This window comes from Arthrobacter sp. Sr24 (genome assembly GCF_054511175.1).
Genome location: NZ_JBTNDB010000016.1, coordinates 1 through 26,393, shown reverse-complemented (window position 1 = coordinate 26,393; position 26,393 = coordinate 1). Strand labels below are relative to the sequence as shown.

Below are 26,393 nucleotides of genomic sequence, written 5' to 3'. Positions count from 1 at the left end.
GCAATGACATGGAAACTCACTTTTAGGCGATGAGGATGGCTTGTTATTAATGTCCATGCTTATCCGTCACCATCAATCAGTAAAGTGACGAGAAGTCAGCCTACATAATGTTGCGATTCATAACACTGGTTGCTCCTGAGATGAAGCACGCCACTTTCTAGACCGTCATTGGCGCCGGAAAACTATCTCGCCATTAACCACAAAGAGCGGTTGCCGCAGTGTTAGAACTGTGACAAGCACCCTCTATGAACTTCGAGAGGAGCGTGCTTAGGGAGCCACGGCACCGCCAAGCGCTGGTGATCCTTCAAAGGTCGGTGAACTCATAGACGCGCTCGGAGCAGCAAGCTCGGGAGGCGTAGGGGCCTCCGGCGGCGACGTCACGCCCGGATCCGCCGAAGCCGTTCCGGTTGCGGTCGGCGTGCTCAGCTCCGCAGCACTCGGTTCCTCAGTAGTGGGCGGTTCGGAAGTGATGGGCGGCGTCGTACTAGGAAGGGAATCACTCGGCTCGGTGGACGTGGGCGCCATTGTCCCGGGATCGGTAGACGTGGGAGGAGTCGTTGATGACGGTGTGGTACCAGGACCGGTTGTTCCAGGACCCGCGGTGGTGGGAGGAGTCGTTGTTGGCGCCGTCGTGCCGGGATCGGTTGTTACCGGGTCCGTGATGGTGGGAGGAGTCGTTGATGGCGCCGTGGTACCGGGATCGGTTGTTCCAGGGTCCGTGATGGTGGGCGGCTTCGTGGAGGGTGTGATCGATGGCGTTCCGGAAGTGGCGGGCTTTGCGCTTCCGACTGTTCCAGTACCGTCTTTCTTGCCCTTAGCTTCCTTCACGTTCTTGGCCGCCCGTTCATCCGCAGCGGCAAACGCTGGCATGGTGAAGTACGCCGAGGAGCTGCTGACATCCGCCGGGGAATGGATGAAAGTGCCCACTGACGGGTTCAGTGCGCTAATCATCTTGCCATTGCCGATGTAAATGCCAATATGCGACCAATGGTTGGGGCCGTCGGGATTCTGCACCACAATGTCGCCAGGCTGTGGGTTGTTCGTTTGCACCATGGGCATCCATTGCTCAGTGCGCGGTAGTGCTACACCAGCCTGGGCATAGGCCCACTGAACAAATCCTGAGCAATCCCAACCATGATCAAAGCTGGTGCCACCCCAAACATAGTGGTGACCTAAGCCCTGGAACGCTGCAGTGAGGATGTCTTTGCGGACCTGAGAAATCAATGACGCCGAGACCTCTGGGATGTCTCCTCGCATGGCATGGACGGAACGTGCCAAGTGCGGGGTGTTGCCATCGGGATCGGTCAGGTCAAATAACTGCGGTGCGGGAGGTTTTTTGGCGAGGATGAGAGTCTTGGCAAAGGAAATATTAGCTCCCATGCCGTGTGTGGAGATCGAGTCAAAACCAGCGAGACTGGCCACTTCGAAAGTAGCTGAGCTGCGAATGAGCTGCTGAGCATCTAAGGATGCTGCAGCATCAGCGGACGAGGTGCCAACGTAGCCGGCCACTACAAATCCACCGGATGCCAAGAGCGTACAAACCACCGCCATGCTCAAGTGGTACGGCCGTGATGTACGCTTCGAAAACGTCACTCGGTACCCCTCTCGCTTCCTTGCACGCGGCATTGAGTGCTTACGCTAGTCTCTACGCCAGAGGAATCCTTCAAGAAGAACTTTCAGGAAAAAATCCAGCTCAGTGACTAACAGAAATTCAAACTATTCCCCACAATTGTTATGCATATCACGGTACGTGGAAATGCGACGCAGATCATTTTTGTGGGGATTGGCAAATCTTCAGTCACCCCCCAAGAACCCGATCCAGCCCCGGCTCCATGTGCTGTAGCTCACACTACACATAATCCTTGGTTCCCGAAATGGCTTACCCCTCAAAGGCTCAGAATCGGTTTATCCTGCACTTCGGATAATCCTGCGTGCCACGGCCACAGAAATCGCGGCCGTGCGATTATCTACGCCCAATTTGTCGTAAATATGCACCAAATGGGTTTTCACCGTGGCCTCCGAGATAAACAGTTGCTTGGCGATTGCCTTATTACTCATGCCCGTTGCGAGCAGTTCCACTAGCTCCACCTCGCGTGCTGATAGGACCGGAGCCGGGTTGCGGATCCTGCCCATGAGCCGGGCCGCCACCTCAGGTGCCAGCGCGGTTTGTCCCGCTGCAGCCTGCTGCACAGCGCTGCGGATTTGTTCCGGGGGTGCGTCCTTGAGCATGTAGCCGCTGGCCCCTGCTTCCACTGCCGCCAAAATGTCGGCATCGGTGTCGTACGTGGTCAGAATCAGGACCGGCGGGGCATCGGGCAGTTTCTTGATAGCTCTTGTAGCACTGACCCCATCCATCCCGCCACCCATTTGCAGGTCCATCAACACCACGTCCACAGGGTCGCCGAGAGTTTGAAATCGGCGCACCTCCTTGATGGCGGCTTCACCTTCAGGAGCTTCGGCCACCACAGTGAAGCCCTCAAATTCAGTGAGCATGGCCCGCAGCCCTGCCCGCACCACCGGATGATCATCCACCAGCAATATCCGAATTTCACCCATTGTCATCCCCTTGAATTGAACGGGAGCCTTCACCGAGTGGCAGCCGAATGGCCACCACCGTTCCTTCGCTCGGGGCCGATTCGATGGTCAGCGTCCCACCCTGCGCCACCACCCGCTCACGCAACGATCGCAGCCCAAAGCCACTTCCATCCACCCTGCCAGCGACAGAGTCAGCGAGGCTCTCCGGGTCGAAGCCTCGTCCGTCGTCGAACACGTCCAGGGTCACTTCGGTGCCTAGAAAGGCCAAACTTACGACGGCGGAGCCAGCTTTCGCGTGCAGCCAGACATTGGCGAGGCTCGCCTGAGCGGCGCGCAGCAAGGTGACCTTGTAGGGCTGCGGCAGGTCGATCGGCTCACCATCAAGCCGGAAGCTACACCGCAATGAACCGCCGCGCGCACTGGCCTCCCGCTGCGTCTGGTTACAGAGCCTGGAAAGGTTCTCCGCGAGAGAAGCCTCGGCCAGGACTGGCGAGGAGAGACCGCGGACAAAATTCCGAGCCTCGGCCAAATTTTCTGCGGCGGTGGCCTCAACCATGGCCAGGCTTTCCTCCGTGGATTCCAGATCTGCGGCACTCAAACTGCGCCGAGCTGCCCGGGACACCAAAATGATCGAGGAGAAGCCTTGGGCCAGGGTGTCATGAATCTCCCGCGCCAACCGTGCACGCTCGGCCAGGACCCCGGCCTCGTGTTGGGTGGCGGCCAGTTCAGCTCTGGTGCGTCGCAGCTCATCCGCAGCTCGACGCTGGTTCTCGCCTTCTTGATACAGCAGCCTGTACGCCTTGGATGCGGCCACTGCGAACGCCATTCCAAACACCGGCCCCACCACAACTGGCAGCGGCGGAACATCCGCTCCGCTTGAATTCCATTGAGCAAACACCACCCCAGCTGTCATCAGCAAGACCATCAGGATCCCTGCCCACCGCGGCAGAAGGTGCAGATGCAAGAAGAACAAGGGGAAAACAAGCCACGAGAACTCCACCGACCCCACCATCAACACCGCCCACAGCACCGTGATCAGGCCAAGCCACAGCACCGCCCAGCGCCGCGGATTCCGCTCACTCAACCCTGTTGAAAAGCGCTTCTCCGCCACGGTGCCCACCAAATAAATCGCCGCAAGCGCAACGGACAATGTCAGGAAGTTGTACCGGCCCGGCCCGTCGGCGCCAACTAGGAGAAGGCGCATCACCCCCACGGCCAGCAGCACGGCAAAGGCAACGTGCAAGGTGACGCGCAGGAACCGCAGAATCGCGGCACTGCTCACAGGCGGGGCATCCACGGCAGACATGTCACCAGCATAAGCGCACGCCTGCACACCCGTATCAACCAAAAGGTTGACTGGCGCATCAACCTCTCGCCGCCGCAGGATCAACCAACCCCGCGATGGAAGCGTAGGCGTTCCGCAGGAGAGTGGAAGTACTAGAAAACGCCCGGATGAATCCAGCATTACTCCGGCCTACGAAAGAAGCTGTACATGTTCCTCGCGATCCGAGACATCCGCTTTGCCGAGGGACGTTTTGCCCTCATGGGCGCCGTCGTAGCTCTGATCAGCCTGCTGTTGGTGCTGCTTTCCGGTCTGACTGCCGGGCTCGGCAACCAGTCGACGTCTGCCGTGGCCCAATTGGGCACGGGGATGGGCACAGGAACAGGAACAGGATCCGGCACCGCGGTCAGCCAAATGGTGTTTGGTGCCCCGGCTAAGAATGATCCCAAGGTCTCCTTCACCGAAAGCCAGGTCACCGCCGAACAGGCCAAGAGTTGGGCCGCTCAACCCGGCGTTCAGTCAGTGGCTCCCCTGGGCATCAGCCAAAGCCGGTTCCAAGGAGCGGGCGATAGTAAAGGTATTGCCAATGTGGCCGTCTTTGGTGTCGGTGAAACCCTGTCCGCTACGCCGGGCACCCAAGCCGGGATCGCGCCGTCGGACATTAATGATTCAACGGTGATCATCGGCGAGGGCATCGCCCAGCAACTCTCCCTCTCTCAAGGAGATGCCGTGAGCATCGCCGGAACGGAACTTTCCGTGGGCGCTATTGTGCCGGACCAGTGGTATTCGCACACCTCGGTGGTCTGGACAACGCTGAATACTTGGACCAAAGTTGCCCATCTGAGCGATCCAGACCAGCTGGCAACTGTGCTGGCCGTGACCTTTGAGAAGGGCGCCACCGTGAACCTCGACGGCGCCAATGCCGTAGCTGGCACCGTCAGCACTACCCGAAACGGCTCCTTCGATGGCTTGGGTGGCTACAAGAGCGAAAACGGCTCACTCATGATGATGCAGGCCTTCCTCTACGGTATTTCAGCACTCGTTATCGTGGCGTTCCTGACGGTATGGACGGTTCAACGGACCCGAGACATTGCTGTTTTGAAGGCCATGGGAGCCTCCGGCAGCTACCTGTTGCGCGACGCACTGACGCAGGCAGCCTTGGTACTTCTGGCCGGCGCCGGACTCGGCGGATTAGTGGGGATCGTGGGCGGCATCGTCGCCTCGAAAGCAGCGCCGTTCCTACTCACCCCGGCAACAACGCTGCTGCCGATCGCGGGGATCGTGGCTCTGGGCCTGGCCGGCGCCGCGCTGGCGGTCCGCAAGGTCACCCGCGTGGACGCCATGATCGCCCTCGGCGGCAACTAGCCACCTATTCTCTCCACCTCAACCCCTTCCCAATACTCTCTGAGGACAATCTGATGACTGCTTTGAACCTGCTCAACCTGATCCTTGAATACCCCGATGGCGAAGGCACCATGACGGCTCTGGACTCGGTGAATCTTTCTGTGAATCCGGGTCAGTTCATCTCCCTTGTGGGCCCGTCGGGCTCCGGAAAGTCCAGCCTCCTCGCTGTTGCCGCAACACTGATCAAGCCCACCTCGGGCCTGGTAGTGATCGACGGCGTTGACGCCACCCGACTTAATGAGAAAGAACTGGCTCAATTACGCCGCGACAAGGTGGGCATCATCTTCCAGCAACCAAATCTGCTGGCCTCGCTGACAGCGGCCGAACAACTCACCATCACCGAACACCTGCGGGGCAAATCCGTGAAGTCCGCGGCAAGCCGTGCCGCGGACTTGCTGGAACTAGTGGGTCTGTCAGACTCAGCCAAGAAGCGTCCTCATCAGCTCTCCGGTGGTCAGCGCCAGCGCGTCAACATTGCCCGCGCCCTCATGGCGGCACCCAAAGTCCTGCTGGTGGATGAACCCACGGCCGCTTTGGACCATGCCCGCAGCGACTCCATTGTGCGCTTGCTACGTCAGGTCACCGACGAGTTCAACGTAGCCACCGTCATGGTCACCCACGACACCGAATTTGTTCCCATCACCGATGGAGTGGCCATCATGCGCGACGGCGCCCTGACCGCCCCCGTGTCATCCCTCACCGGAGTAGCCGCCTAGCCAGCCCAAGCTCTCCCAGAGGTTCCGCACCGTTGGTCCGCGATGTATGTTCGCACTGTTTATCCATGCTGCCGGAACCGACGGTCAGGAAAGCAGGGAAAGCAGGGAAAGCGCAGCCATGCAATACCATAAGGGAAACGCATGTCTATACCAGCGCGATCGGAGCCACCTTCATTATGAAACGCCTTGCAGCCCTTGCCGGCAGCCTTCTCCTTGCTTTGACCATCTCCTCCTGCGGTGCCGCAACGGGTCCCGTGGGCACGTGGGGCGATGGTTACAACAGCGACAAATTGCCGTACCTCGAGCTGTCGCTCGGATCTGATAAAACTGAACAATTCGATCAGGCAGGCTTCGTCAGCGGAAGCGATGGCTGTAACCGCATTACCGGCCAGTGGTTCCAGACCCAGGGTGAACTGACCTTCTCGCAGCTCAGCGGCACCCAGATGGCTTGCGACGATGTGGACCAGTGGCTCATGAAAACCGCAGGTGTAGAGCTCAACGGTGACGTTATGACCTTGAAGGACGCCGAGGGCCGGACCTTGGGCACGCTGGACCGTCGCAACTAGTTTCTGCGCGGCTGTAGTTTCTGCGCTGCTCAGTCTAGATTTCTAGCCCGCTGCGGTGATTGTTCTTTCAACAATCACCGCAGCGGGCTATTTCTTTAAGAAGTCAGACCCAGCTCAGGTACCGGCAGCCCGAAGGTGTTCTTCAGGGCCGATTTTGCAGCAAACCAGCCACCCATCCCGTGCACGGCGGGGCCGGGTGGGGTAGACGCCGAACCCAAATACAACCCGTGTACAGGGGTCCGCCATGGATCCCTAGACACCACAGGACGCTTCAGTAGTTGCCGAATGGTTACCTCACCGGAGGAAATATCGCCGCCGATGTAGTTGGCGTTGTAGGCGGATACCTCCTGTGCGCTCTGCACGGAGCTGGCAAGGATCAGATCCCTAAACCCGGGCGCATGTTTTTCCACGGCGGCAATGATGTCTTCGCTACAGTCACGGCTCGACCCTGCAGGAACGTGAGTGTACGCCCAAAACGTGTGCTGCCCCAGGGGTGCGCGGGTGTCATCCATAACTCCCGGCTGCACGGCCAGAACATAGGGGTTTTTGGGATGGCGCCCCTTGAGGACCTCGCCTTCGGCAAAGGCTATGGCTTCTCTGGAACCACCTAAATGTAGCGTGGGAGCAAACCTCAAGGCGGGGGCCGTCCACGGGACGGGGCCGGAAAGGGCAAAGTCGACCTTGCACACCCCGGCCCCATATTTAAAGGACTCCAGCTTCCGTCTATATCTATCCGGCAGTTCAGCTCCCGCCATTCGGGCGAGTGCACGCGGCGTCGTGGTTGAAATGATCGCTGTGGCTCCGGTCTCAGCTCGCAGGGCGGCCACACTTTCTATAGGCCGCCGCACCTCGATCCGGCCACCATGAGCCACTAAGTCATCGGCCATCGCCTGAGCAATCGCCTGTGACCCACCCCGCGGAACTGGCCATCCCCGCGCGTGCGCCAGAACTCCGAGCAGCAGCCCTGCACCTGAGGTGGCCAGTGCCGGCAATCGGCCCATGGCGTGCGCAGAAACACCTGTCAACATGGCCGGAGCGGTGTCACCTCGGAAGCCAACATTCCAAGCAGGTGTCCCCTGTAGCAAGGCCCGGATCCCAAAGCTAACCACGGCAATCGGGTCTCGGGGCAGGCGCAGCAAATTACTCTGGGTAAAGTCGTTAACCCCGTCCAGTCGCTGCAACAAGGGTCCCATCAGAGTCCGCCATGCTAGACCGTCAACTCCCAAGGCGTCAACGGTACGCTCCAGGCTGCGGTAGGCAATTCCAGCCCGGCCGCCGTCGAGCGGGTGACCGTAGGAAATTTCCGGCACCAACAGTTCAATCCGCCGTTCCAGTTCAAAGGCCCGGAAGAAGGGAGAAGCCAGGGCCATCGGATGAACAGCGGCACACACGTCATGACGAAATCCGGGTAGCGTTCTTTCTTCGGTTCGCGTCCCGCCCCCAAGGGAATCTGCGGCTTCAAAAAGCTGCACCGACAGCCCGGCACGTGCCATGGTCAGAGCGGCAGCCAAACCGTTAGGGCCAGATCCCACAACGGCGACATCACTCACTGTCCAGACCTATCCGCAGTGCTCATTGGCAGGCCTGCATCTGGTTGCTCGCTATCTTGCTCGACTTCAGAATCGGACTTGCCCACGGCGTCCAGCGCCACCTCCGCTACTTCTCCGGATTGAACGCGCACTGCTGCCAACACTCCAGCTTGCGGATCATCCACCCCGGCGCGGCGCACCACGTCGTAGGCCGGAGCAAAAATATCTCTGACAACCAGTCCCACCATGATCCACGTGGCTACTGCAGCGATCACGGCCGCTATGAGAAAGTAGGGCGTGTCAATGGCGTGCTGGTTACTAATGCCCCCAAGTACCTTGCTGCGGAAAAGCAGCAGGGCCACAAAATGAGTCACGATTGCTGCCTGCCACAGCAGCACCGGACGCCAGCGCGGTAAAGCCACGGCAAGTAGGGGAATCAGCCAAACGGCATGCCACGGTTCAGCGCCCTTGTTCAGTGCCATGAATCCCGCTGCCGCCACAAAGGCCAGCTGGGCTACCCGCGGTGTCATGGGTGCAAATAATGCCAAGGACATCAGCCCTACTGCCAGGAGCACCAAAAGTATGCTTGAGATGGTGTTTGTTGCAGCTAAGTCAAGGGACGGCCAGCCCATCCTTCCCGCGATCAGGTTAATCCCACCGTAAATGGAAGATTCCGTGGGCTCAGCTGCCCACAGCGACTTCACATAGACGCCGAACGCCCCAGGGTTTCCAATCAGGATAGGGGCCAGCACCAGCAGCCAAGCGATCGCTGCCGCAGCAACCAGCTGCAGCATCTTCGCTCCCTGTCCGGTTCTCATACCGAGGAACACCAACGCAAGCACAATGAAGACAGGATACGGGGCTGCCTGCGCGGCGACACCCAGGAAAGCCCCTGCCCAGAGGATCTTTTTACGCGCAAAGAGGTAAATTCCGGCACCGACTAAGGCGGCAGCCCAGAAGTCCCAGCTGACGTAAGCCATCAATATTAGGACGGGACTAGCTGCCACGATGGCAGCATCCCAGACCCTGCGCTGGGCTGTTCGAGCAACCACCACAACCGTGGCAATCCATACCACGGCGATGAGTGCGGCATTCAGGTCAGAGAATGCCAGTTGGCGCAACGCACCACTACCAGCACTGCCCGTCAACCACGCCGTAAGCCAGGCGATCCAGCCAGCCAGAACGGGGTGCTCAAAGGAGGATCCCGCAGAGAAAAAGGGTGCCAGAGTCCCGAGCTTGTCATCCACGAAGGAGTTGGGGAACAGGGACCAGCACACTGTGGACTGTTGATCCGGAGTGGTCCAGCCAACTGTGCGGCAATGAGATTTGCTCATGACAGCAACTAAGGCAGAAACCGCAGCCATGAGGATCAGCACGCGCTCCACCGTGAAGAAGCCCGGCTTGGTAGCGCCGGGGGCCGTGTATTTACCCAGCGGCCCACCAACTGGTTCAGTCAAGCCACGCAGTAAGTCGTCACTGCGGGAAGGCACAACAATCAGATGGCGGGCTTGAGTCCCCGTGGCGTGTGATTCCTGCATGGCTACGAGCCTACCCGGTGAGGTCCCCTGAGCCGCGTAGCTTCCGGGCGGTTACGAGAGTGCCTCGCTAGAGACCCCACTGTTCGATCGCAGGCGTTTTCTTGTCCCACCCAAGTGTGCAAACCTTGGCGGTACCGAGCACAAAGTGGCGGCCTGAACCGGCGGGCAGTCGCAACCATCGAGCGGCCATGATGCGCAAGAAATGGCCATGGGCAACGAGCAGAACATTGGCGGGGGCACCGTCTGCTCTCGTGACGGCTAGCGCGCGAGCCACGATTCTGTCGGCGCGCTCAGCGACCTGTTCCAGCCTCTCCCCGTGAGGAACCCCATCGTCCCAGATCAAATAGCCCGGGTTCTGTGCCCGCACCAATGAACTATCAATACCCTCGTAGTCGCCGTAGTCCCATTCGACGGCGTCCAGCTCCACCAAGGCGTCCGGAAATCCAGCCAAGATTGCTGTCCTGTGCGCCCTTTGCAGCGGAGAGGTAAGCACAAGGTCAAAGTCGACGCCGGACAGAGCCGTCTGCGCGGATCGGGCCTGGTCTTCGCCCAGCTCCGTCAACGGCAAGTCCGTCAGTCCCGTGTACTGCCCGCTGCGCGACCATTCCGTCTCTCCGTGACGCAAGAGCCAAAGTTTGGGGCCGCCCGGGATCGGTGCAATGCCAAGAGGAGTGCTTCCGGTAGTTATATTACTCATTGCGTATATTCCAATCAGAGAATATTAATAGCTGAGAATTACTGTCTCAGTCTTCAGCGGGATCTACAGGCTGCGACTCAGGCTGTTCAGCCCACCACTGCCTCAAGAGAGCCTCGGCCTTCTCTGGACCCAAAGGGCCATATTCCATCCTCTGTTCCAAGAGGAAGTTGTAGGCGCGGCCCACCACACGTCCGGGCTTGATACCCAGCAAGGCCATGATGGCACCACCGTCCAGATCCGGCCGGATGGATTCTAATTCTTCTTGGTCTGCTAAGACGGCAATCCGTTGTTCCAGATCGTCATAGGCAAAGGAAAGTCGATCGGCCTTACGCTGGTTGCGGGTTGTGACATCGGAACGGGTCAGTCGATGGAGCCTTTCCAGCAAAGGGCCCGCATCGGTGACATAGCGCCGCACCGCGGAATCGGTCCACCCGGATTCGCCGTAACCGTAGAAGCGCATGTGTAGTTCAACTAGGCGTGAAACGGCCTTGATGGAGTCATTGTCGAAGCGCAACGCTTTCATGCGCTTGGCGGTGAGCTTTGCCCCGGCCAAATCATGATGCCGGAAGCTGACCCCTCCACCCGGCTCGAAGCGGCGGGTTTTGGGCTTGCCGACGTCGTGCATGAGAGCTGCAAAGCGAAGCACAAAGTCAGGGCCAGGCACGGGACCATCGGGGCCGGTTTCCATGGAAGCTGCCTGCTCCAACACCTGCAGTGAGTGCTGATAAACGTCCTTGTGCCTGTGGTGTTCATCCGTTTCCAACTTGAGTGCTGGAATCTCCGGCAAGACCAGCTCAGCCAAGCCAGTCTCCACCAGAATATCTATACCGGCCCGCGGGTGAGCGCCACAGATGAGCTTTATAAGCTCTTCCCGAACACGCTCGGCAGAGATGATGCTGATCCGTCCAGCCATTCCGATCATGGCGGCAAGAACGTCTGGGTGCAGCGAAAAGCCCAGCTGTGAGGCGAAACGTGCGGCCCGCATCATGCGCAGCGGGTCGTCGGAGAAGGAATCCTCGGCGGTGCCGGGTGTACGTAGCAGCCCGGCCGCTAGATCTTTGGCACCTCCAAAAGGATCCACCAGTTCCATCGCTGGCAGGCGCAGCGCCATAGCGTTGACGCTGAAGTCTCGTCGCTGCAAATCGTCCACCAAGGAGGTACCGAAGGCCACGACAGGTTTGCGCGATTCAGGGTCGTACGCCTCGGCCCGGTAGGTGGTGATCTCAATGAGCAGCACCTCTTTATGGGCGTTGCGTTTACGGAAACCGATGGTGCCAAAATCGCGGCCCATCTCCCAGTGCGAGTCAGCCCATTTTTTAGCCACTGCGAGGATCTCATCCGGCGTGGCGTTGGTGGTGAAGTCCAGGTCAGGGGAAATCCGGTCCAGGAACAAGTCACGCACCGGTCCGCCAACGAGGGAAAGCTCAAAGCCGGCGTCGGCAAAGAGGCGTCCCAGTTCAAGAACAACTGGGTCAAATTTTGAGGTATTGGGCACTAAATCCATGGTCCCTTAAGAATGCCAGACTTTTACCCCTCAGTGCTTGCCCAAGAAAACGGTGCGGCAGCTCCGACTCCAAGACACCATCAAACTGCCCGCCGGACCTGTCATCATCCCGGGACAAAGGTAGCTAGAGTGGACTGCATGGTTCACCCCGTGCCGCGCGCGCCTAAGAGGAACCCGTTGCCACCGGCAATGGGGTCACTCGGAGTGCCCGCTGCACCCAGCCAGCTGCCAACTGTGGAGGAAGTTTCCGCCGGCGGCGTAGTGGTGGAGATGCGCGACGGCGTTGCTCACGTGGCCATTATTGCCCGCATCAACCGCGGTGGTCGCCTTGAGTGGTGTCTTCCGAAGGGCCATCCCGAGGGTGCGGAAACTCACGACGAAGCTGCTGTGCGGGAGATTGAAGAGGAAACCGGCATCGCTGGTGAGGTGGTGGCAACTCTGGGCAGTATTGACTACTGGTTCACAGTCAGCGGTCATCGGGTCCACAAGACGGTCCATCACTATCTGTTGCGCGCCACTGGCGGGTTCTTGACCATTGAGAATGATCCGGATCATGAAGCCGTGGACGTGGCCTGGATACCATTGGATGAGCTGGCTAGAAAGCTTTCATTCCCCAACGAGCGGCGCATTACTGATCTCGCCCGGGAATTGCTACCAGAGCACTTTTAGGCAGTGGTGTGGGCAGGGTTAGCTTTGTCGCTGAGATAATTTAGACCACGCTGTCAGCCCTCCCCAAGCCTGCAGTGAGATGATGGTGTCGATGTCTAAAGTTGAACGGGTTAACATCCCGCCTAAACCCGTTGCCGCCCCGCGCGCGGCCTCCTTGAACGCCACCCTTAACACCGGCACTAAAAGTGTGCCTGTCCAAAAGGTGTCCGCAGAGAAGGTCCCAGGCCAGAAGATGCCCCCAGGGAACCAGGGCCGGATGAGTGCTTCAGCGGCCCGCTCCAGTGCCAACATGGCTGTGGGTACCTTGGTCTCGCGCATCTTGGGGTTGATTAAGGGAATCATCTTGAGCATCGCCGTCGCCGGAACGGTGGTTGGTGACATCTTCGAAGGTGCCAACTTCCTGCCCAACTTGATCTTCCTGATGCTTGCCGGCGGCGTCTTCAACGCGGTCTTGATCCCGCAGATTGCCAAAGCTAGCAAGCATCCCGATGGAGGCAGTGACTTCATTTCCCGGCTGCTGACCGTGGGTCTTCTCGGTTTGCTGGGGCTGACCGCCGTTGTCATGCTCCTGGTGGTCCCCATTATGAGCCTGTCCACCTCTTTCAGTGGTAAACAGTTGGAACTGGCCATCACCTTTGGTTTGTTCCTGCTGCCGCAGGTCTTCTTCTACGGACTGTTCTCGCTCTTAGGGCAGGTCCTCAATGCCCATAATTCCTTCAAGGCGTACGCTTGGGCGCCGGTGGTGAACAATGTGGTCGCCATTGCCGGACTGCTCGTCTTTATTTTTGTGGCCGGCAGCTCCGCAACTAACCCTCACACGGTGGGTAACTGGACCGCGGGACAATCGTGGATATTGGCTGGCACTGCCACTTTGGGCATTATTATCCAGTCAGTGGTGTTGCTGGTACCCGTGCACCGTCTTGGTTTGAAGTTGCGCCCCAAGTTCTCATTGAAGGGCGCGGGCCTCGGCGCCACGGCCAAGATTGCCACGTGGACCATGGGAACCATGATTATTGGCAACTTGAGTTTCCTTGTCATCATGCGCGTGGCCACCATCCCTAGCGGTGATGACAGCGTTGCCAACGGATCCGTGTTGCCGGGACTTCTGGTGTTAAACCGAGCCACCGAAATGTACATCATGCCGCATTCCACCATTGCTCTGTCCATTGCCACGGTGATGTTCACGGCCATGGCGCATGCGGCCGCCAATAAGGATCTCTCAGCGTTACGGTCTTCTCTCTCGGGCGCCTTGCGGACCGCGGGAATGGCCACAGTTTTCGCGGCTATGGCCTTGTTGGTGCTGTCCGGTCCGCTTGGGATGCTCTTCAGTGGAAATCAAGAGGTAGTAGGGCGGCAGGTGGCCATCACTTTGGCTATTTTGGCCGTGGGCGCTCCTTTCTTTAGTATCAACTTCATTCTCAACCGAGTGTTTTATTCTCAGGAGAATGCCAAGACACCCTTCATACTGCAATGCATCGCAGTAGGTGTACTCCTGACCTGTGTATTGATAGCAGGCCGACTACCGGCCGAATGGATCATTTACGGCATTGCACTGAGCTACACCATCAGTAACCTCGTTGGCCCCATCATCAGCCACCGTTTCCTGAAAGCACAGCTAGGAGATTACGGCGGCGGGCTCATTATGCGAGCCCACATGCGCTTCTTGGCCGCCGCCCTCGTCTCAGGCATAGTTGGCGAACTCGTTCTGCGACTCTTCGGAAGTTCCACAACTGGCGGCTTCATGTGGACGTCCATTCAAGCCTCGGTAGCCACCCTGGCAGTGGCGGGAACCGTAATGGCAGTGGTTTATGTGCTTGTTTTGAAGCAGCTCCGCGTAGATGAAGTTGACGCACTGCTCAATCCGCTCCTGGCCAAAGTTCGGAACCGTCTTCCCATGACTAAAACAAAGTAACTCGAGAATTTCTGCGTTGGCGCGGAGCTCATCTGAAGGTACTACAGCAATACAGGGTCCTAACCGCAGATCTTGCAGTGTTTTCCGATAGAATCAGTGAGAATATGGCTAGTGCTCTCCAATGCACCAGCCACCATGTTTGTAAAAGGAGGATTTGGTGCCACAACCTATCGATGTGGGCTCCATCCTTGGCGGCCGCTACAAAGTGACCGGCCGTATTCTGGCCTCTGCCGAGAACGACATTATCCTCGACGGCCTAGACCAGGTTCTCAACCGACCCGTTAGCATTTTGGTCGCTGCAGTTGAGAACTCACCAAATCTGACCCAGAGCGCCAGAGACGTGGCTACCGGGAGCAGAGTATCCAACGTTTCCATTCTGGATCTGGGCGTAGAAGAGAACGCTACGTACCTCATTGCAGCCAGAACCTCTCCGGCGGATCTGCTTGATCTGGTGGTTCCCATGGAACCGGCCGAAGAGGTCTATCAGGAGCCCTTCTTCACCGATACCCTCGGAACCGAAATCTTTGGCAAGGCACGCGATGCAGCCCCTGTCAGCAGCGCGTACGTTTACGAGGATAATTCCCCGATGACGCCTGCCCACCCCATTGCTGGCGTGACACGGCCAGCAGCTACGGGGCCGGCCGTATCGCAGGCAGACACACCCACACCTCCGCCCACGGCGGCAGTGGCTGCAGCAGCGGTGGCGAGTGCCGCCGTCGTGCCTCCCAGTCTTGAAAAAACCCCACCCGTTTCAAAGGTCACGCTGTGGGATGAAGAAGATTACGCCTTCATCAATGAAGATCGCGAGGAAAGCCTGGCCGAAACCCGCCGCCCTGGTACTTTTCCGGCTGAATTGCTCACCGACGATTACGATCAGGCCGAGGATGATCTGGACGACGAGGACGACGATGCGGCGAATGCTCCCCGTGCCACCGGCCGTTGGCTGACCGGAGCAATCGTTAGTGTGTTGCTGATTGGCGCGCTTATTTTCGCCATTTCACACATCACTAACTTGTTCCCGAACTCTGATAACCAGGCGGCCGGAACTACCTCTGCGGCGGCGCCGTCTCCCAGCGAGGTCCAGACTCCCTCCACTCCGCCGGAACCTGTAGCCGTGGCGCCGGTCATCAAGGGCCTCACCGACATCACGGTGTTCGCCCCCGGTGCCCCGAACTATGCCGAGGCTTTCTACCCGCGGCTCAAGGATGCCATCGACGGTAACAAGGCCACCTACTGGCCCACTGTGGAATACTCCAGCGCCCCGTTTGCGGACCAAACCGACAGCATCAACCTCGTGGTCGAGTTGCAGGCTGAGTCAACCATCAGCTCTGTCACCATCAATCAGTTGGCCGGCACTGGCGGACAGTTCAACATCCTGACCAACAGCAAGCCAGAGGTGCAAGGCGCTACAAAGATCGGTAGTGGCTCCTTCAGCGCCCCCGATTTCACCCTGACAGCAGCCCCAGGCATCAAGGCCCAGTACGTGATCCTCAACTTCACCGAACTGCCCCGACTGCAGCCGTCAGTGACCTACCCCTTCGGTTTAAAGATCACTGAAATCAGCATCAAGTAACTGGTTGCCGAGCCGTCCACCTCCCCTGCATGGAATAACCATGTCCCTGCACCGGTTGTGGATAGCGAAGGCGCTAATTGGCCGCCATGACGCGGTTCATCAATGAAGGAAGAGGAACACTCACCCGTGAGCACTGAAGTTACCCCCGCCAGCGATATCCGCGACGTCATCATTGTCGGTTCCGGGCCAGCTGGCTATACAGCTGCGATCTACACTGCTCGCGCCGATCTCAAGCCCCTGATGATCGCCGGCTCCGTGACCGCAGGTGGCGAGCTCATGAACACCACTGAGGTAGAGAACTTCCCCGGGTTCCCTGAGGGCATCATGGGCCCGGACCTCATGGAGAATCTCGGCCAGCAGGCTGAGAAGTTCGGTACAGAGATCATGTACGACGACGTCACTTCCGTTGAGCTCGAAGGCGCCATCAAAACTGTGGTTCTGGCTGATGGTCAGGAATTCAAGGCGCGCACCGTGATCATCTCCACCGGCTCGGCGTACCGAGAACTCGGCGTAGAAGGCGAGAAGCGTCTTGTTGGACACGGGGTCAGCTCCTGCGCCACCTGCGACGGTTTCTTCTTCAAGGGTCACAATATCGCTGTTATTGGTGGCGGAGACTCCGCCATGGAGGAAGCCATCTTCCTGACCAAGTTTGCCGATTCGGTCACCGTGGTGCACCGTCGCGACACACTGCGGGCATCAAAGATCATGGCTGATCGCGCGTTGAACCACCCGAAGATCAAGTTCGTTTGGAACTCGGAAGTTGTTGGCATCGACGGCGACGCTAAAGTTACCGGAGCGCGCTTGAACAACCTTGTCACGGGCGAAAAAAGCGAATTGGCTGTAACAGGAATATTCGTTGCTATAGGCAACGATCCCCGCGTTGATCTCGTCAAGGGCGTCTTGGAACTGACAGACGCCGGAACCATCGCTGTAGAAGGCCGCAGCTCCAGGACCACCATTGAGGGTGTCTTTGCGGCTGGCGACGTTGTGGACCCAACCTACCGTCAGGCCATCACGGCTGCTGGCTCAGGTTGCGTTGCAGCGCTTGACGTCGAGCACTACCTAGCCGACCAGAACTCCTAATAGAAAGCAGATTCCAATGAGCAACGCCAAGATCGCTACAGATGCAACTTTCGCAGATGTCGTATTGAATGCAGACAAGCCCGTCATTGTGGACTTCTGGGCTGAATGGTGCGGCCCCTGCCGCAAGTTGAGCCCCATTCTGGATGAAATGTCCGTCGAGTACTCTGACAAGGTTGAAGTCGTCAAGGTAGATGTGGATGCAAACCCCGCTATCGCTGCAAAGTACGGAATTACTTCCATTCCCGCCGTGTACCTGTTCCAGGGTGGCGAGGTCAAGGAAACCGTTATTGGTGCACGACCGAAGCAGTACTTTGAAAAGGAATTCGCAGACGTCCTGAAGTAGGCACTGCTTCAGCAACTCTTGCGAACCACTTGAAAGGGTATGGACCGGACACCGTCCGGTCCATACCCATTTAAGTGCACATTTACGCTTGTCCCAGATTGATCCTAAGCTGCAAAAAGCATTCTTGCTCTACCCGATATTCACCTCCTATTTGGCTCTGAGGTGGTTCGTGGAGATGCATCGCTTCGATGCCAGCGAAGTTTCACGTGAAACTTGACTGGTATAGAAGTTCCATCAGTATCGAGAATATTCACGGTGACTCACAAAAATAGCTGACCCTCCAGAACATGTGAACATTAGCCGAGCTATGGATAGTCCAGGGAACTGCCCCCAACCAGTTGGCAAGGATGATTCATCCACCACAATTAGTGTGGCCGCCTTGGGTACTGGAATGGCGCTTCCCGTCCTTGAACCGTTCGGCACTGACAATGCGACAATGACTACCCCCGGCTTTTCCCCTTCCCCTTCCTCTTACTCTTCCCCGAGGTAGCCAATATACCGACCGTTGACTCCGCTACCACTCGTCATATCCGTACACTGACCGGCAGTTCTCTACCCCCTCATCATGCTCTTGGGTTGCTTGTCTACAATGTTGAAGTCCGTGCCGCACTCCGCCAGCCGAAGCATCTTCGGACACCTTGGAGCTACTGCGCGGCACCCACACAAATGGATGGAGCTTCAGTTCGGAGCCACCGGTGAGTGACGGGTGAAGCTCCAACGCCGGCGTGGTGCTGACTAGCCACCAGTCCAAAAGCGGCGCCGTCGCTGAAGCCTTCATTGTTCGTCTAGGAGCATTTACACCTCTGGAAGACCAGTCACTGACAATCGGTTAATGACCGTTTCAATTTCGCAGGGCCGGGTTGCGCGCCGGACGCGCGAACATCATTAGGCTGTTTGAGAGCAACGCCTACGGGATCATGGAGCATGTCACGGACTTCATGCGCGGTGTCCTCTCACTGCGACGTCTGCCCCTTCTAGCCGCTCCTTTGCCAGTCGCTGCCGCACAGGAGATCAGCACGAAGACCGAATGCTCTGGCTCAGTCTCCGTCCTTAGGAAGTGTTTTTCTTCCTCAACGGTCGACGGTATTTGTGGGATCGGTGCACACCTGCAGCGCCAGCTGCACACGGCCTCATGAACACCGCAAGCTATCTAACCCCAGTACCTTTCCCGCTGCCGTAAAGCAGCCGCGCCGGTCCACGGCTCGGAACCACAATCGGCATTTTCCTAGCAAATAACCGGCATAGAGGTCGGCTGGAAGAACGACGGAGCCCTCTAGGAACTATCCAGAGCAAACGGGACCTCCCATGGAACTCGCGGGGCCCACGCGCTGTACAACAGGCCTTTTGCGGAGAAGACATAGCTGATTCGGCTCCCGAGGTGCGGTTACCTGGCCCGTGGGAAGGCAACAACTGTAGTGCCAACTCAGTATCCTTAGTTTCTGTGGGCAACAGGCTGGGTTGCGGGAAACCAAAGCATGCCCTTGACCCCGCAAAGGTACCCAACCGGCCTAGTGTCCTGATCGAAGCGCTGGACCACCGGCAACTCATGACCACCCAAGTCATCACACCGATCAGAGCTGAGAGTGGGTTCCTGCGGCGGCTCTCACAGTCGCAGACGACCCAAATGATTATGATCCTAATCCAAGGCTCTGAACTCCGTCATCATCCCAACTGACACACTCGACCAACCCACCCATGTGAAGCTCGACGGTCTCTGCCACAAAATTAATGTGTTTCAAGCAATGGAACCCATGCCGCGTGGACACCGACGCTTCAACTCTCCCCTGAGCGATTAAGCCCTATGAGCCCACGTCCAGCGCCTCCGACCAGCCCGCGCCTGCGCGGAAAGGCCGAGCCCATCAGTATGGGCGGGTATCAGCATCCTATGACCCACTTCTCGATCTTCTATTCGTTGCTTGCATTTCCCATCAGCGAGCATCCTGTTGGCTCACCTGCAACACTCCGGAAGCCTGCAGACAAGGAGAATTCCCTTCTGGGCTTGGGATGAACATTCCCAGTTACTAGGGTGTATAAGAAAGTCCGTACCTCCACGCTTAGCTCATCAAGAACTTCTAATGTGGTGAAGCAACCACGCACTTTCACCGTCTGGCTCTACGCATACGTCACTACCAAATCAAGCCCTTCGAAGATGACAAGCTCCGTGATGATCAGTGCCGAACGGCTCAATCTCCCAGCACACTGTCGCAAGACCGTGTGGGCGCCCACCGCTGATGTCGGTCGAAGCCATGGCAAAGAAGAACAGTCTGACCACGGTGAGGATATCGTCAATCAAGGCGTCGTCGAAGACTAACCAGTTCACTAGGCACACGTCGAGCGAACTACGCGAAGACTAGCTAACGGACCTCTTCAGAGTGTCACCATGGTCCAAATACAGCGTATTAGAACAGCACCCTGATCCAGCCGTCCATGTTTCACGTGGAACATCGATTCGCGATTCGTTGATCCCTAATTCTCAAAGGCGAGGATCTACACGATCTGATTCCAGCGCCAACACCCCAAAGACGGCCTGATGTACTCTCCACAGTGGCTCACCGGCGACTAAACGATCCAAGGATTCGATACCGAGCGCGTACTCGCGTAGAGCTAGTGATCTTTTCAGAGCCAGATTTCGGTCCTTAAGTCTGGCTAGGTTTCGGGAATCTGTGTAGTCAGGACCGTAGACCATGCGCAAGTACTCACGCCCCCGAACTTTGACGCCCGGTTGCACTAGATCTTTCCTAGCACCTGATTCCCTTGATTTACCTGTTAGGTTCTGCAGCGGCTTCACCACCATCCCTTCGCCACCCGCTGCCGTCAGTTCCTGCCACCACAGCTCACCCCCAGTGCAAGACTCAGTGTTGTCTGTCCTAACCACAATGCGGCGTGTGGGTCGGATGAGCTCTGGGTCCGCTGCCACCAGCCTGTCTATCAGGTTGAGATGCCACTGGTGGTCGCGCTCAGAATGCACTGCACCCTCGGACGCCAATATTTGGAACGGGGCTAATTGCACTCCTTCAAGCCCATTAGTGGGAGCAGTGTAGTTTTGGTAAGCAGCGGTGTAGTCAGCAACATTCTGCTTTCGTGATCGGATTCTAGCGAGTAGTCCAGCAACATCGGCGCCTGACCTAAGAGCTTGCTCCAAAGCAACGGTGGCGTCATCCAAGCTACTGGCGGCGCTGGCGCCCACCGCGGCATACTGGCTTCGGATCATTTCGTCAGCTTTGAATGACCATGGAAGAAGTTCCGTATCGAGCAAGATCCAGTCTGTCGCCAATTCCCTCCAGAGGCCTGCTTCTTCGACAACAGCATCCATTCGCTTCAGAAACTGCTCCGTCAGCATCTCATTAAAGAACGGTCTGCCCGTTCTCGTATACACCGTCCCGCGCCAACCGAGTGGTGCATCGAATTTTCTAGGATTTCGAGTGAGAAGTACCACGGCCCGCGATCCCATGTGCTTTTCTTCGCAGATGACCGTTTCAATCCCAGCTTTGTTGTACGAATCGAAAGCCTCGCTTGGATGTTCCAGATAACCAGGTAGTTTCGATGTTGTTACCGGGCTCATTGTGGGCGGCAAATAGGGCAACCAACGCGGATCCGTCGCCCAGCGGCTCATAACCTCAAGTGCACCGGCTGCTTGTTCCTCGCGGATACTAATTCCTCCATGGATGCTGGTTTGAATCGTCTGCTTACCAAGAACGTCGCTGATCTTGAGCACACCATCAGCACGCTCCCCGTGATCCTTGGATATGCCCGCCCCCGCAATCCCCGTTTCAGCCAGCTCCGTGCTTTGACCCGGGCTAAGCGGTTTGGCCGGTTTGAACCACATTTTCTCGGCCTTGACCTGCACTACTGCCCGCTCGGGATATCGCAATGCAGTTAGCATGCCCCCAAAGACACACCCCGTATCCAAGCACATAGTCCCATTGACCCACTCAGCGTCCAGGGTCGGTGTGTGGCCATAGAGGACAGTAGCTTCTCCTCTGTAGTCATTCGCCCAGGCGTAGCGCACAGGGAGACCATACTCGTCTGTTTCGCCCGTCGTATCTCCGTACAAAGCAAAGGCTCGGACTCTGGCAGAAGCTCGCCCCTGATATGCCTCGATCATGCCGGCATGTGCCACCACCAACCGTCCTTCATCCAAGACTAAGTGTGAGACTAAACCACGGCAGAACTCCCTCACCTCTCGCCGGAACGCTTCGGGCTCAGCAGCAAGTTGAGCAAGAGTCTGCGCAAGTCCATGTGACGTTTGAACCTTCTTCCCGTCCAGCGCCCGAACCAATTTGTCCTCGTGATTGCCGGGAACCGCACGAGCATTCCCCTGTGCCACCATTTTCATCACCAGTCTGAGGACGCCAGGACTATCAGGTCCTCTGTCCACTAGGTCTCCAACAAAGATCGCTTTCCGTCCTTGTGGGTGTATAGCGTGAACTACTCGGCCCTGATCACCGCGAGTCAGCTTGTATCCCAACTCCCCCAATAGAGTCCCTAGCTCTTTTAGGCAGCCATGAACATCTCCAATGACATCGAAGGGACCTTGGTCGAGCCGGAAATCGTTGAGAAGAGGCTCGCGACGAATGCTTGCCTCTTCCACTGCCGCGACAGAACTCAGCGTGTGGATCTTTTTGAATCCCTCTCTGCCGAGACCTTTCAGGGAACGTCTCAATTGATCATGCTGGCGCCTAATCACGTGGTGATCAAGCGTTCGATCACCTCGCTGCTCATTGCGCTCGAGGCTGACAAGCAAAGGCAAATCAAGAACTATGGCCACTGGCAACACGTCATGGGCTCGCGCCAGCTGCACCAATTGCCTGCGTGCATCTGACTGGACACTGGTGGCATCCACCACGGTCAGGTGCCCTGCCTCGAGACGCTTGGAGGCAATAAAATTTAATGATTCAAAAGCTGCCTTAGTTGCGCTCTGCTCATTCACATCATTGGAGACCATACCTCGGAACAGGTCACTACTAAGAGTTTCAAATCTGCCAAAGTTCTTGGCAGCAAAGGTAGATTTGCCGGAGCCGCTTGGCCCGATCAACACCACGAGGCAGAGCTCCGGGATTGCCAGTTCGCTCATGATACTGCCTTCCTGAAAATTGCCATTTGAGTTGGTGCACCAAGAAGTTCATCGGCATCACCAACGCTCTGAAGTTCGACACTGTATCCATAGGTAGACGCAATGTTCGCTGTCCATTGTGCGAATTCAGATCGATTCCATTCGAATCTGTGGTCTGCATGTCGAAATGAGCCTGACGGAAGCAAAGGATATAACGCGTTGTACTCCGCGTTCGGTGTAGTCACGACTACCGCTTTAGGCCGAGCATTCCCAAAGACGGAATATTCCAAGGCTGCGAGTCTGTCCGGCTCAATGTGCTCCACTACTTCCATGAGGACGATCGCGTCGAAATCACTTAGCCTGTCATCCAGATAGGTTGCAGAAGACTGTAACAGGCGGATCCTTTTGCTTTGTCGATCGCTGAGTTCACGTAACCTCAAACGCTCTTCAGCCCTGTTTAGCATCTGCGCAGATACATCGGTACCAACAATTTCGGAGAAGACCTGGTCCGAGAAAAGCCTCTGCAACAGAGCCCCTTCACCACATCCCATGTCAACCACTCTCCGAGCACCGACGTCATACAGAGCCCTCAATACAGCCTCAACTCTCAGGCTACGGAGCACTTTCCTCACTGGGGCTTGATGGGCGGATTCGCCAGTTGTCAGCTCACTTTCCTCGTCGATGAGAAATGCTACCTTTTCAGTCATGCTGCGCTGATGAGCTAAGTAGCGATGACTTATTAATTCCCGCTGAGGATGGGTCTCTAACCAGCCAGCGCCGGCCCGCATGAGCTTGCCGACCTCATCGTCGGAAACCCAGTAATGCTTAGCGTCATCCATGACTGGCAATAGAAGGTAGATCTGCCTGAGGGCTACCTTGAGGGGCATGACACCCTTCAGTGTGATTTTCACATAATTTGAGTCCCCCCAGGCGGGAAAGTGTCGATCCAGAGGGATCGCGGTTTCAGTCACACTCCATCCGAGTGGCGCAAAGAGACTGGTCGCGAATCCCGATAGTCCCATAACAGGAACCGAAGAAAGTTGAATTTCTAACTGTATGCGCTCGGCAACGAGGTCCGGACGCTGCTTACATCTTCCGCTCATGGCGGTGCTGAACACTTTTCCCAGTGCGACGGACATGAGGGACGACGATACGTATGGCCTGTCATTTACGTAGTGATCCAATGAGTCCCGAGTGCCAGCCCGAATGTTCTTGTTCCGTACTAAATCGATAGCGTCGATTTCTAGAAGGAGTGCAGCGGTACATCGTTCAGGCGCCACTTCAGGGTAGAAAACCGAAGCAACACCAACATTCAGGTCGAAGGACTGAACCCTGTCAGGATTCTTGTGAAGAAGATAGCCCAAGTCGCTAGCATCCGAACCTATATAAGTAATCGTGACGAGCAAATTACCCCCCAGTAGTTGCGATACGTCACCTCACCCTACATCTCTGCTCTGCATGGTGGTTTGCGTTGCTTTGGATCGTGCAAGCTGCCTACCGTGTGGGGCGACGTTCCACGTGAAACATTGGCAGAGTCATATCTATCCTTGAACTCCAGGACTTGTCGATCTACGGTTTGTTTACTCCGTTCCTTGAAGCCCTTGAGGGTCTGATTAGAAAGAACCCTCGGCATGGCCGACCTAGCGGCCCTCTGCGGCACCCAAAGCCAGGAATTATGCACGAGGAACTGCGAACTGTATTAGGGCTCCTGCTAATGAAGTATCCGCAGACAAACACGCGCACTCCGTTGGATCCAGGTTTCACGTGAAACATACTTTTGTCATCTGCGACCGGTACTGCAGATCTAAGACACTTAGAACCATTCAGTTGCCCAAACCATGCAAATGATTGCTGAGAACTGTTCGCAGAAGTTCTCCAAGATGCGTGCGTCGATCACGCCCAACTCTGAACATGGCCAGAGTGTGCGAAAGCGCCAAGTAACTCCCATAGACAGTCCCGTGGCTGGGTGGTTCCTCCTTTCGATAAAAACTTCGGAGTTAGCGGCCAAACGTATATATCAAATTGCCGTTTTCCCAGTGTTCATAAGAGTTGCATTCTCGTATACATGCTCTAAAAGCATGTTGGGTGATGGTTCCCCAGAATTTCCACGACCTGATGAACCTATTCAAGAGCCTGTGAAGGCAAGCTCTCCCGTTGCTGGAGCGGCCCATCAGCAGTACTAAGGCTGGTCCAGGCAGTCCCTCAAGCATCAGGTGCCCGTTATTGGATCGATGCTCCGAAAGGACCTTGTTCCAGAGGAATCCACCACGTGGCCAAGTTCGTGCGGACATGCCGGCCATCAACGATGAATCTCCACTCATTAGGCCTTGAGCTCATCTCGTCGAACCACTCCGGACACAGCCCCTCCACCACCAACGCGGCACAGAATCCAACAGACGTGGAGCGGAAGAAGCCTCAAACTTACCCGAGGAAAACACAGTTTGTGTTCTAAAGCCAGCGCCCCATAGCCGCTGGCAAACTTGGGTGCCTTGAGAGGAACTACATTGCTCAGCTCAGACTGGCCCTCTAGCCTCTGCCTCCACATCGGTTCAGTTTGGCATTGTGAATGACGGACTCAGTTCGTGATCGCTCAGAGGGACCAATGAAATGAGTTGGTGGATGCATGAATACCAGGGCCCGATGCGCGGTCTCGACAACCATCATCAGCACTTGCCCACTAGTGCTTAGTGGCGGCATCCTGGGCGGTTACGGCACACGCCGCCGACTAGGACGCCTAGCGGGGCCGCAAGGCTCGGAGAGCGGCTCCTGGGCCCCTCCTCACGGTTAAGTGATCCACTAGATACGTATTTGCTGGAATGCCCACCAACCCGAGCCTTCGAGCCGAGTTCACGGCGATTGTCGGATCCATTCCCACGAGCTCCCCCAACCATGAAGACTTAGGTAGAACTGAAGCGAGACCGAGTGATTATTTACTTGTCTGAGAGCCATCAATATTGTGCGTCGGGACCGCCACGGAAAACGAGAATATTGTCCGTGGGAACCACCGGTAGCACTGCCAGAGCCACTTCGCCGGCGGGGTGGTGGGTGCCGCGACGTGAGCAAGTCTAGTCAAGTTCCCCCTGCAGGCTACTGGCCACTGCTAGCGATGGGAAGTGCACGGCGGGCTCCATCCTGCCGACGATGGTGAAGCCGCTGCTTGGGGCCCTGCCGGGAAGCGTCTCCATAGGCAGTCCGCGCCTAGGGAGGACCACCGTGGCTCAATCACGCAGATGGGTCGTTACCAGCAAACCGGTTCCGACCAGGACCAGGTCGAACATATCGAAGGCAGATGTTGGTCCCCACTCGGGGATGTGCTGGTCCCCGTCGGCAACATCAGTGGCCTCCAGCCGCAATATCGGGATGCCTCCAAAGTGCCAAATAGCACTGCGAACATTTCCGTGTCCGCCATTTCCTTTTAGGCTCTGAAGCGAATCTGACATCCAGTCCAATATGGAACAAGAATGTCGGGTTACGCCCAGTCCGGGTGCACCCACCGCAAATTCCCCCCTGTACTGAAGAGGGATGCTTTAAGGCGATCACCTGAATCGCGTTCCGGAACATAACGTGAATCATTCATGCATGATTCACATTTACCGGCTCTTCCGAATGCAGGGTGTAGTCAGGGTTGCTCAGTGATGAATCCGGGTGTGGAACTCGTTTCGGCATAGGTGAGGGCCTTGGTAGAGAATCAGATTGTCTAAGATCTCGTTCTCTACAGCAAGGCCCTCGTGTTCAACGCTACCTTTCAATGCCCTGACCTGACTACTTTTTGCCGCCTTGACGCGCTTGGCCTTGAAGCGGTCGGGCAATTCCTTGATGTCAATCGCGCCGTGATTGCCTGTCGTGTGGTCGCCACGGATCAATGGTGCCGCAAGTGTGGCTCTGAAGGAATCCCGCGGGACACGGTGACCCGGGAGCTCGGCCATGAACCCTTCGGCTGGCGACCCACCACGCTGCTGATAAGAATCCGCCGCTATAAATGCGCCGGG

The 26,393-nt window shown here is 57.2% G+C and carries 19 protein-coding genes and 1 pseudogene; 10 read left to right on the top strand and 10 right to left on the bottom strand.

From position 1 onward, the window contains the following. Positions 1-267 precede the first annotated feature (267 nt). The 3 genes from ACX80D_RS11435 to ACX80D_RS11425 all read right to left on the bottom strand — a co-directional run bounded on the left by ACX80D_RS11435 (position 268) and on the right by ACX80D_RS11425 (position 3,841). Positions 268-1,551: a C40 family peptidase gene (locus ACX80D_RS11435; protein WP_459322790.1), complete on the bottom strand. Its 1,284-nt coding sequence runs from the start codon at positions 1,549-1,551 to the stop codon at positions 268-270. Positions 1,552-1,905: 354 nt separating this feature from the next. Beyond that, on the bottom strand, positions 1,906-2,556 hold the full coding sequence (locus ACX80D_RS11430) for a response regulator (RefSeq protein WP_459322789.1): 651 nt from the start codon (positions 2,554-2,556) through the stop codon (positions 1,906-1,908). Continuing rightward, positions 2,549-3,841, bottom strand: coding sequence for a sensor histidine kinase (locus ACX80D_RS11425; RefSeq protein WP_459322788.1), 1,293 nt, complete (start codon positions 3,839-3,841; stop codon positions 2,549-2,551). Before ACX80D_RS11425 ends, ACX80D_RS11430 begins: the two co-directional genes overlap by 8 nt. Positions 3,842-4,027: 186 nt before the next feature. Between ACX80D_RS11425 and ACX80D_RS11420 the strand changes: the two genes are divergently transcribed. From ACX80D_RS11420 to ACX80D_RS11410, 3 genes are all read left to right on the top strand, one after another. After that, positions 4,028-5,182, top strand: coding sequence for an FtsX-like permease family protein (locus tag ACX80D_RS11420; protein ID WP_459322787.1), 1,155 nt, complete (start codon positions 4,028-4,030; stop codon positions 5,180-5,182). A gap of 53 nt (positions 5,183-5,235) precedes the next feature. Continuing rightward, positions 5,236-5,937, top strand: a complete 702-nt coding sequence (locus ACX80D_RS11415; protein ID WP_459322786.1) for an ABC transporter ATP-binding protein — start codon at positions 5,236-5,238, stop codon at positions 5,935-5,937. 176 nt (positions 5,938-6,113) lie between these two features. Further along, positions 6,114-6,503, top strand: a complete 390-nt coding sequence (locus ACX80D_RS11410) for an META domain-containing protein (protein WP_459322785.1) — start codon at positions 6,114-6,116, stop codon at positions 6,501-6,503. Positions 6,504-6,598: 95 nt separating this feature from the next. On the opposite strand, the gene ACX80D_RS11405 is transcribed toward ACX80D_RS11410, so the two are convergent. The 4 genes from ACX80D_RS11405 to ACX80D_RS11390 form a co-directional block, all read right to left on the bottom strand. Beyond that, on the bottom strand, positions 6,599-8,053 hold the full coding sequence (locus tag ACX80D_RS11405) for a phytoene desaturase family protein (RefSeq protein WP_459322784.1): 1,455 nt from the start codon (positions 8,051-8,053) through the stop codon (positions 6,599-6,601). Next, entirely contained in the window at positions 8,050-9,570 is a 1,521-nt protein-coding gene (locus ACX80D_RS11400) for a glycosyltransferase family 87 protein (RefSeq protein WP_459322783.1), read from the bottom strand. The genes ACX80D_RS11405 and ACX80D_RS11400 overlap by 4 nt, the downstream gene beginning before the upstream one ends. 67 nt (positions 9,571-9,637) lie before the next feature. After that, a complete protein-coding gene (locus ACX80D_RS11395) occupies positions 9,638-10,267 on the bottom strand; it encodes a histidine phosphatase family protein (RefSeq protein ID WP_459322782.1) in 630 nt (209 codons plus the stop codon). 46 nt (positions 10,268-10,313) lie between these two features. Beyond that, on the bottom strand, positions 10,314-11,771 hold the full coding sequence (locus tag ACX80D_RS11390) for a CCA tRNA nucleotidyltransferase (protein ID WP_459322781.1): 1,458 nt from the start codon (positions 11,769-11,771) through the stop codon (positions 10,314-10,316). A gap of 138 nt (positions 11,772-11,909) precedes the next feature. Here ACX80D_RS11390 and ACX80D_RS11385 point away from each other — a divergent pair, with 138 nt between their 5' ends. The 6 genes from ACX80D_RS11385 to ACX80D_RS11360 all read left to right on the top strand — a co-directional run bounded on the left by ACX80D_RS11385 (position 11,910) and on the right by ACX80D_RS11360 (position 19,662). Further along, positions 11,910-12,440 carry an NUDIX hydrolase gene (locus tag ACX80D_RS11385; protein WP_459322780.1) on the top strand — a complete coding sequence of 177 codons (531 nt, stop codon included), beginning with the start codon at positions 11,910-11,912 and terminating at the stop codon, positions 12,438-12,440. A gap of 91 nt (positions 12,441-12,531) precedes the next feature. After that, positions 12,532-14,352 (top strand): murein biosynthesis integral membrane protein MurJ, encoded by a 1,821-nt coding sequence (gene murJ, locus ACX80D_RS11380; RefSeq protein WP_459322779.1) that lies wholly within the window; start codon positions 12,532-12,534, stop codon positions 14,350-14,352. A gap of 157 nt (positions 14,353-14,509) precedes the next feature. After that, positions 14,510-15,925, top strand: a complete 1,416-nt coding sequence (locus ACX80D_RS11375) for a hypothetical protein (protein WP_459322778.1) — start codon at positions 14,510-14,512, stop codon at positions 15,923-15,925. A gap of 102 nt (positions 15,926-16,027) precedes the next feature. Next, a complete protein-coding gene (gene trxB, locus ACX80D_RS11370; protein ID WP_459322777.1) occupies positions 16,028-17,008 on the top strand; it encodes a thioredoxin-disulfide reductase in 981 nt (326 codons plus the stop codon). A gap of 16 nt (positions 17,009-17,024) precedes the next feature. Then, a complete protein-coding gene (trxA, locus tag ACX80D_RS11365; protein WP_459322776.1) occupies positions 17,025-17,351 on the top strand; it encodes a thioredoxin in 327 nt (108 codons plus the stop codon). 2,149 nt (positions 17,352-19,500) lie between these two features. Then, positions 19,501-19,662: a hypothetical protein gene (locus ACX80D_RS11360; protein ID WP_459322775.1), complete on the top strand. Its 162-nt coding sequence runs from the start codon at positions 19,501-19,503 to the stop codon at positions 19,660-19,662. 162 nt (positions 19,663-19,824) lie between these two features. Here the strand turns inward: ACX80D_RS11360 and ACX80D_RS11355 are convergent, their stop codons facing one another. The 3 genes from ACX80D_RS11355 to ACX80D_RS11345 form a co-directional block, all read right to left on the bottom strand. Beyond that, positions 19,825-22,425, bottom strand: a complete 2,601-nt coding sequence (locus ACX80D_RS11355; protein ID WP_459322774.1) for a polynucleotide kinase-phosphatase — start codon at positions 22,423-22,425, stop codon at positions 19,825-19,827. Continuing rightward, positions 22,422-23,810 (bottom strand): 3' terminal RNA ribose 2'-O-methyltransferase Hen1, encoded by a 1,389-nt coding sequence (locus tag ACX80D_RS11350; protein ID WP_459322773.1) that lies wholly within the window; start codon positions 23,808-23,810, stop codon positions 22,422-22,424. Before ACX80D_RS11350 ends, ACX80D_RS11355 begins: the two co-directional genes overlap by 4 nt. A 1,812-nt stretch (positions 23,811-25,622) precedes the next feature. Beyond that, positions 25,623-25,844: a hypothetical protein gene (locus ACX80D_RS11345; protein WP_459322772.1), complete on the bottom strand. Its 222-nt coding sequence runs from the start codon at positions 25,842-25,844 to the stop codon at positions 25,623-25,625. A 288-nt stretch (positions 25,845-26,132) separates the two neighbouring features. On the opposite strand from ACX80D_RS11345, the pseudogene ACX80D_RS11340 reads away from it, so the two are divergent. Further along, a pseudogene (locus tag ACX80D_RS11340) lies at positions 26,133-26,393 on the top strand (ISL3 family transposase); the annotation flags it as partial.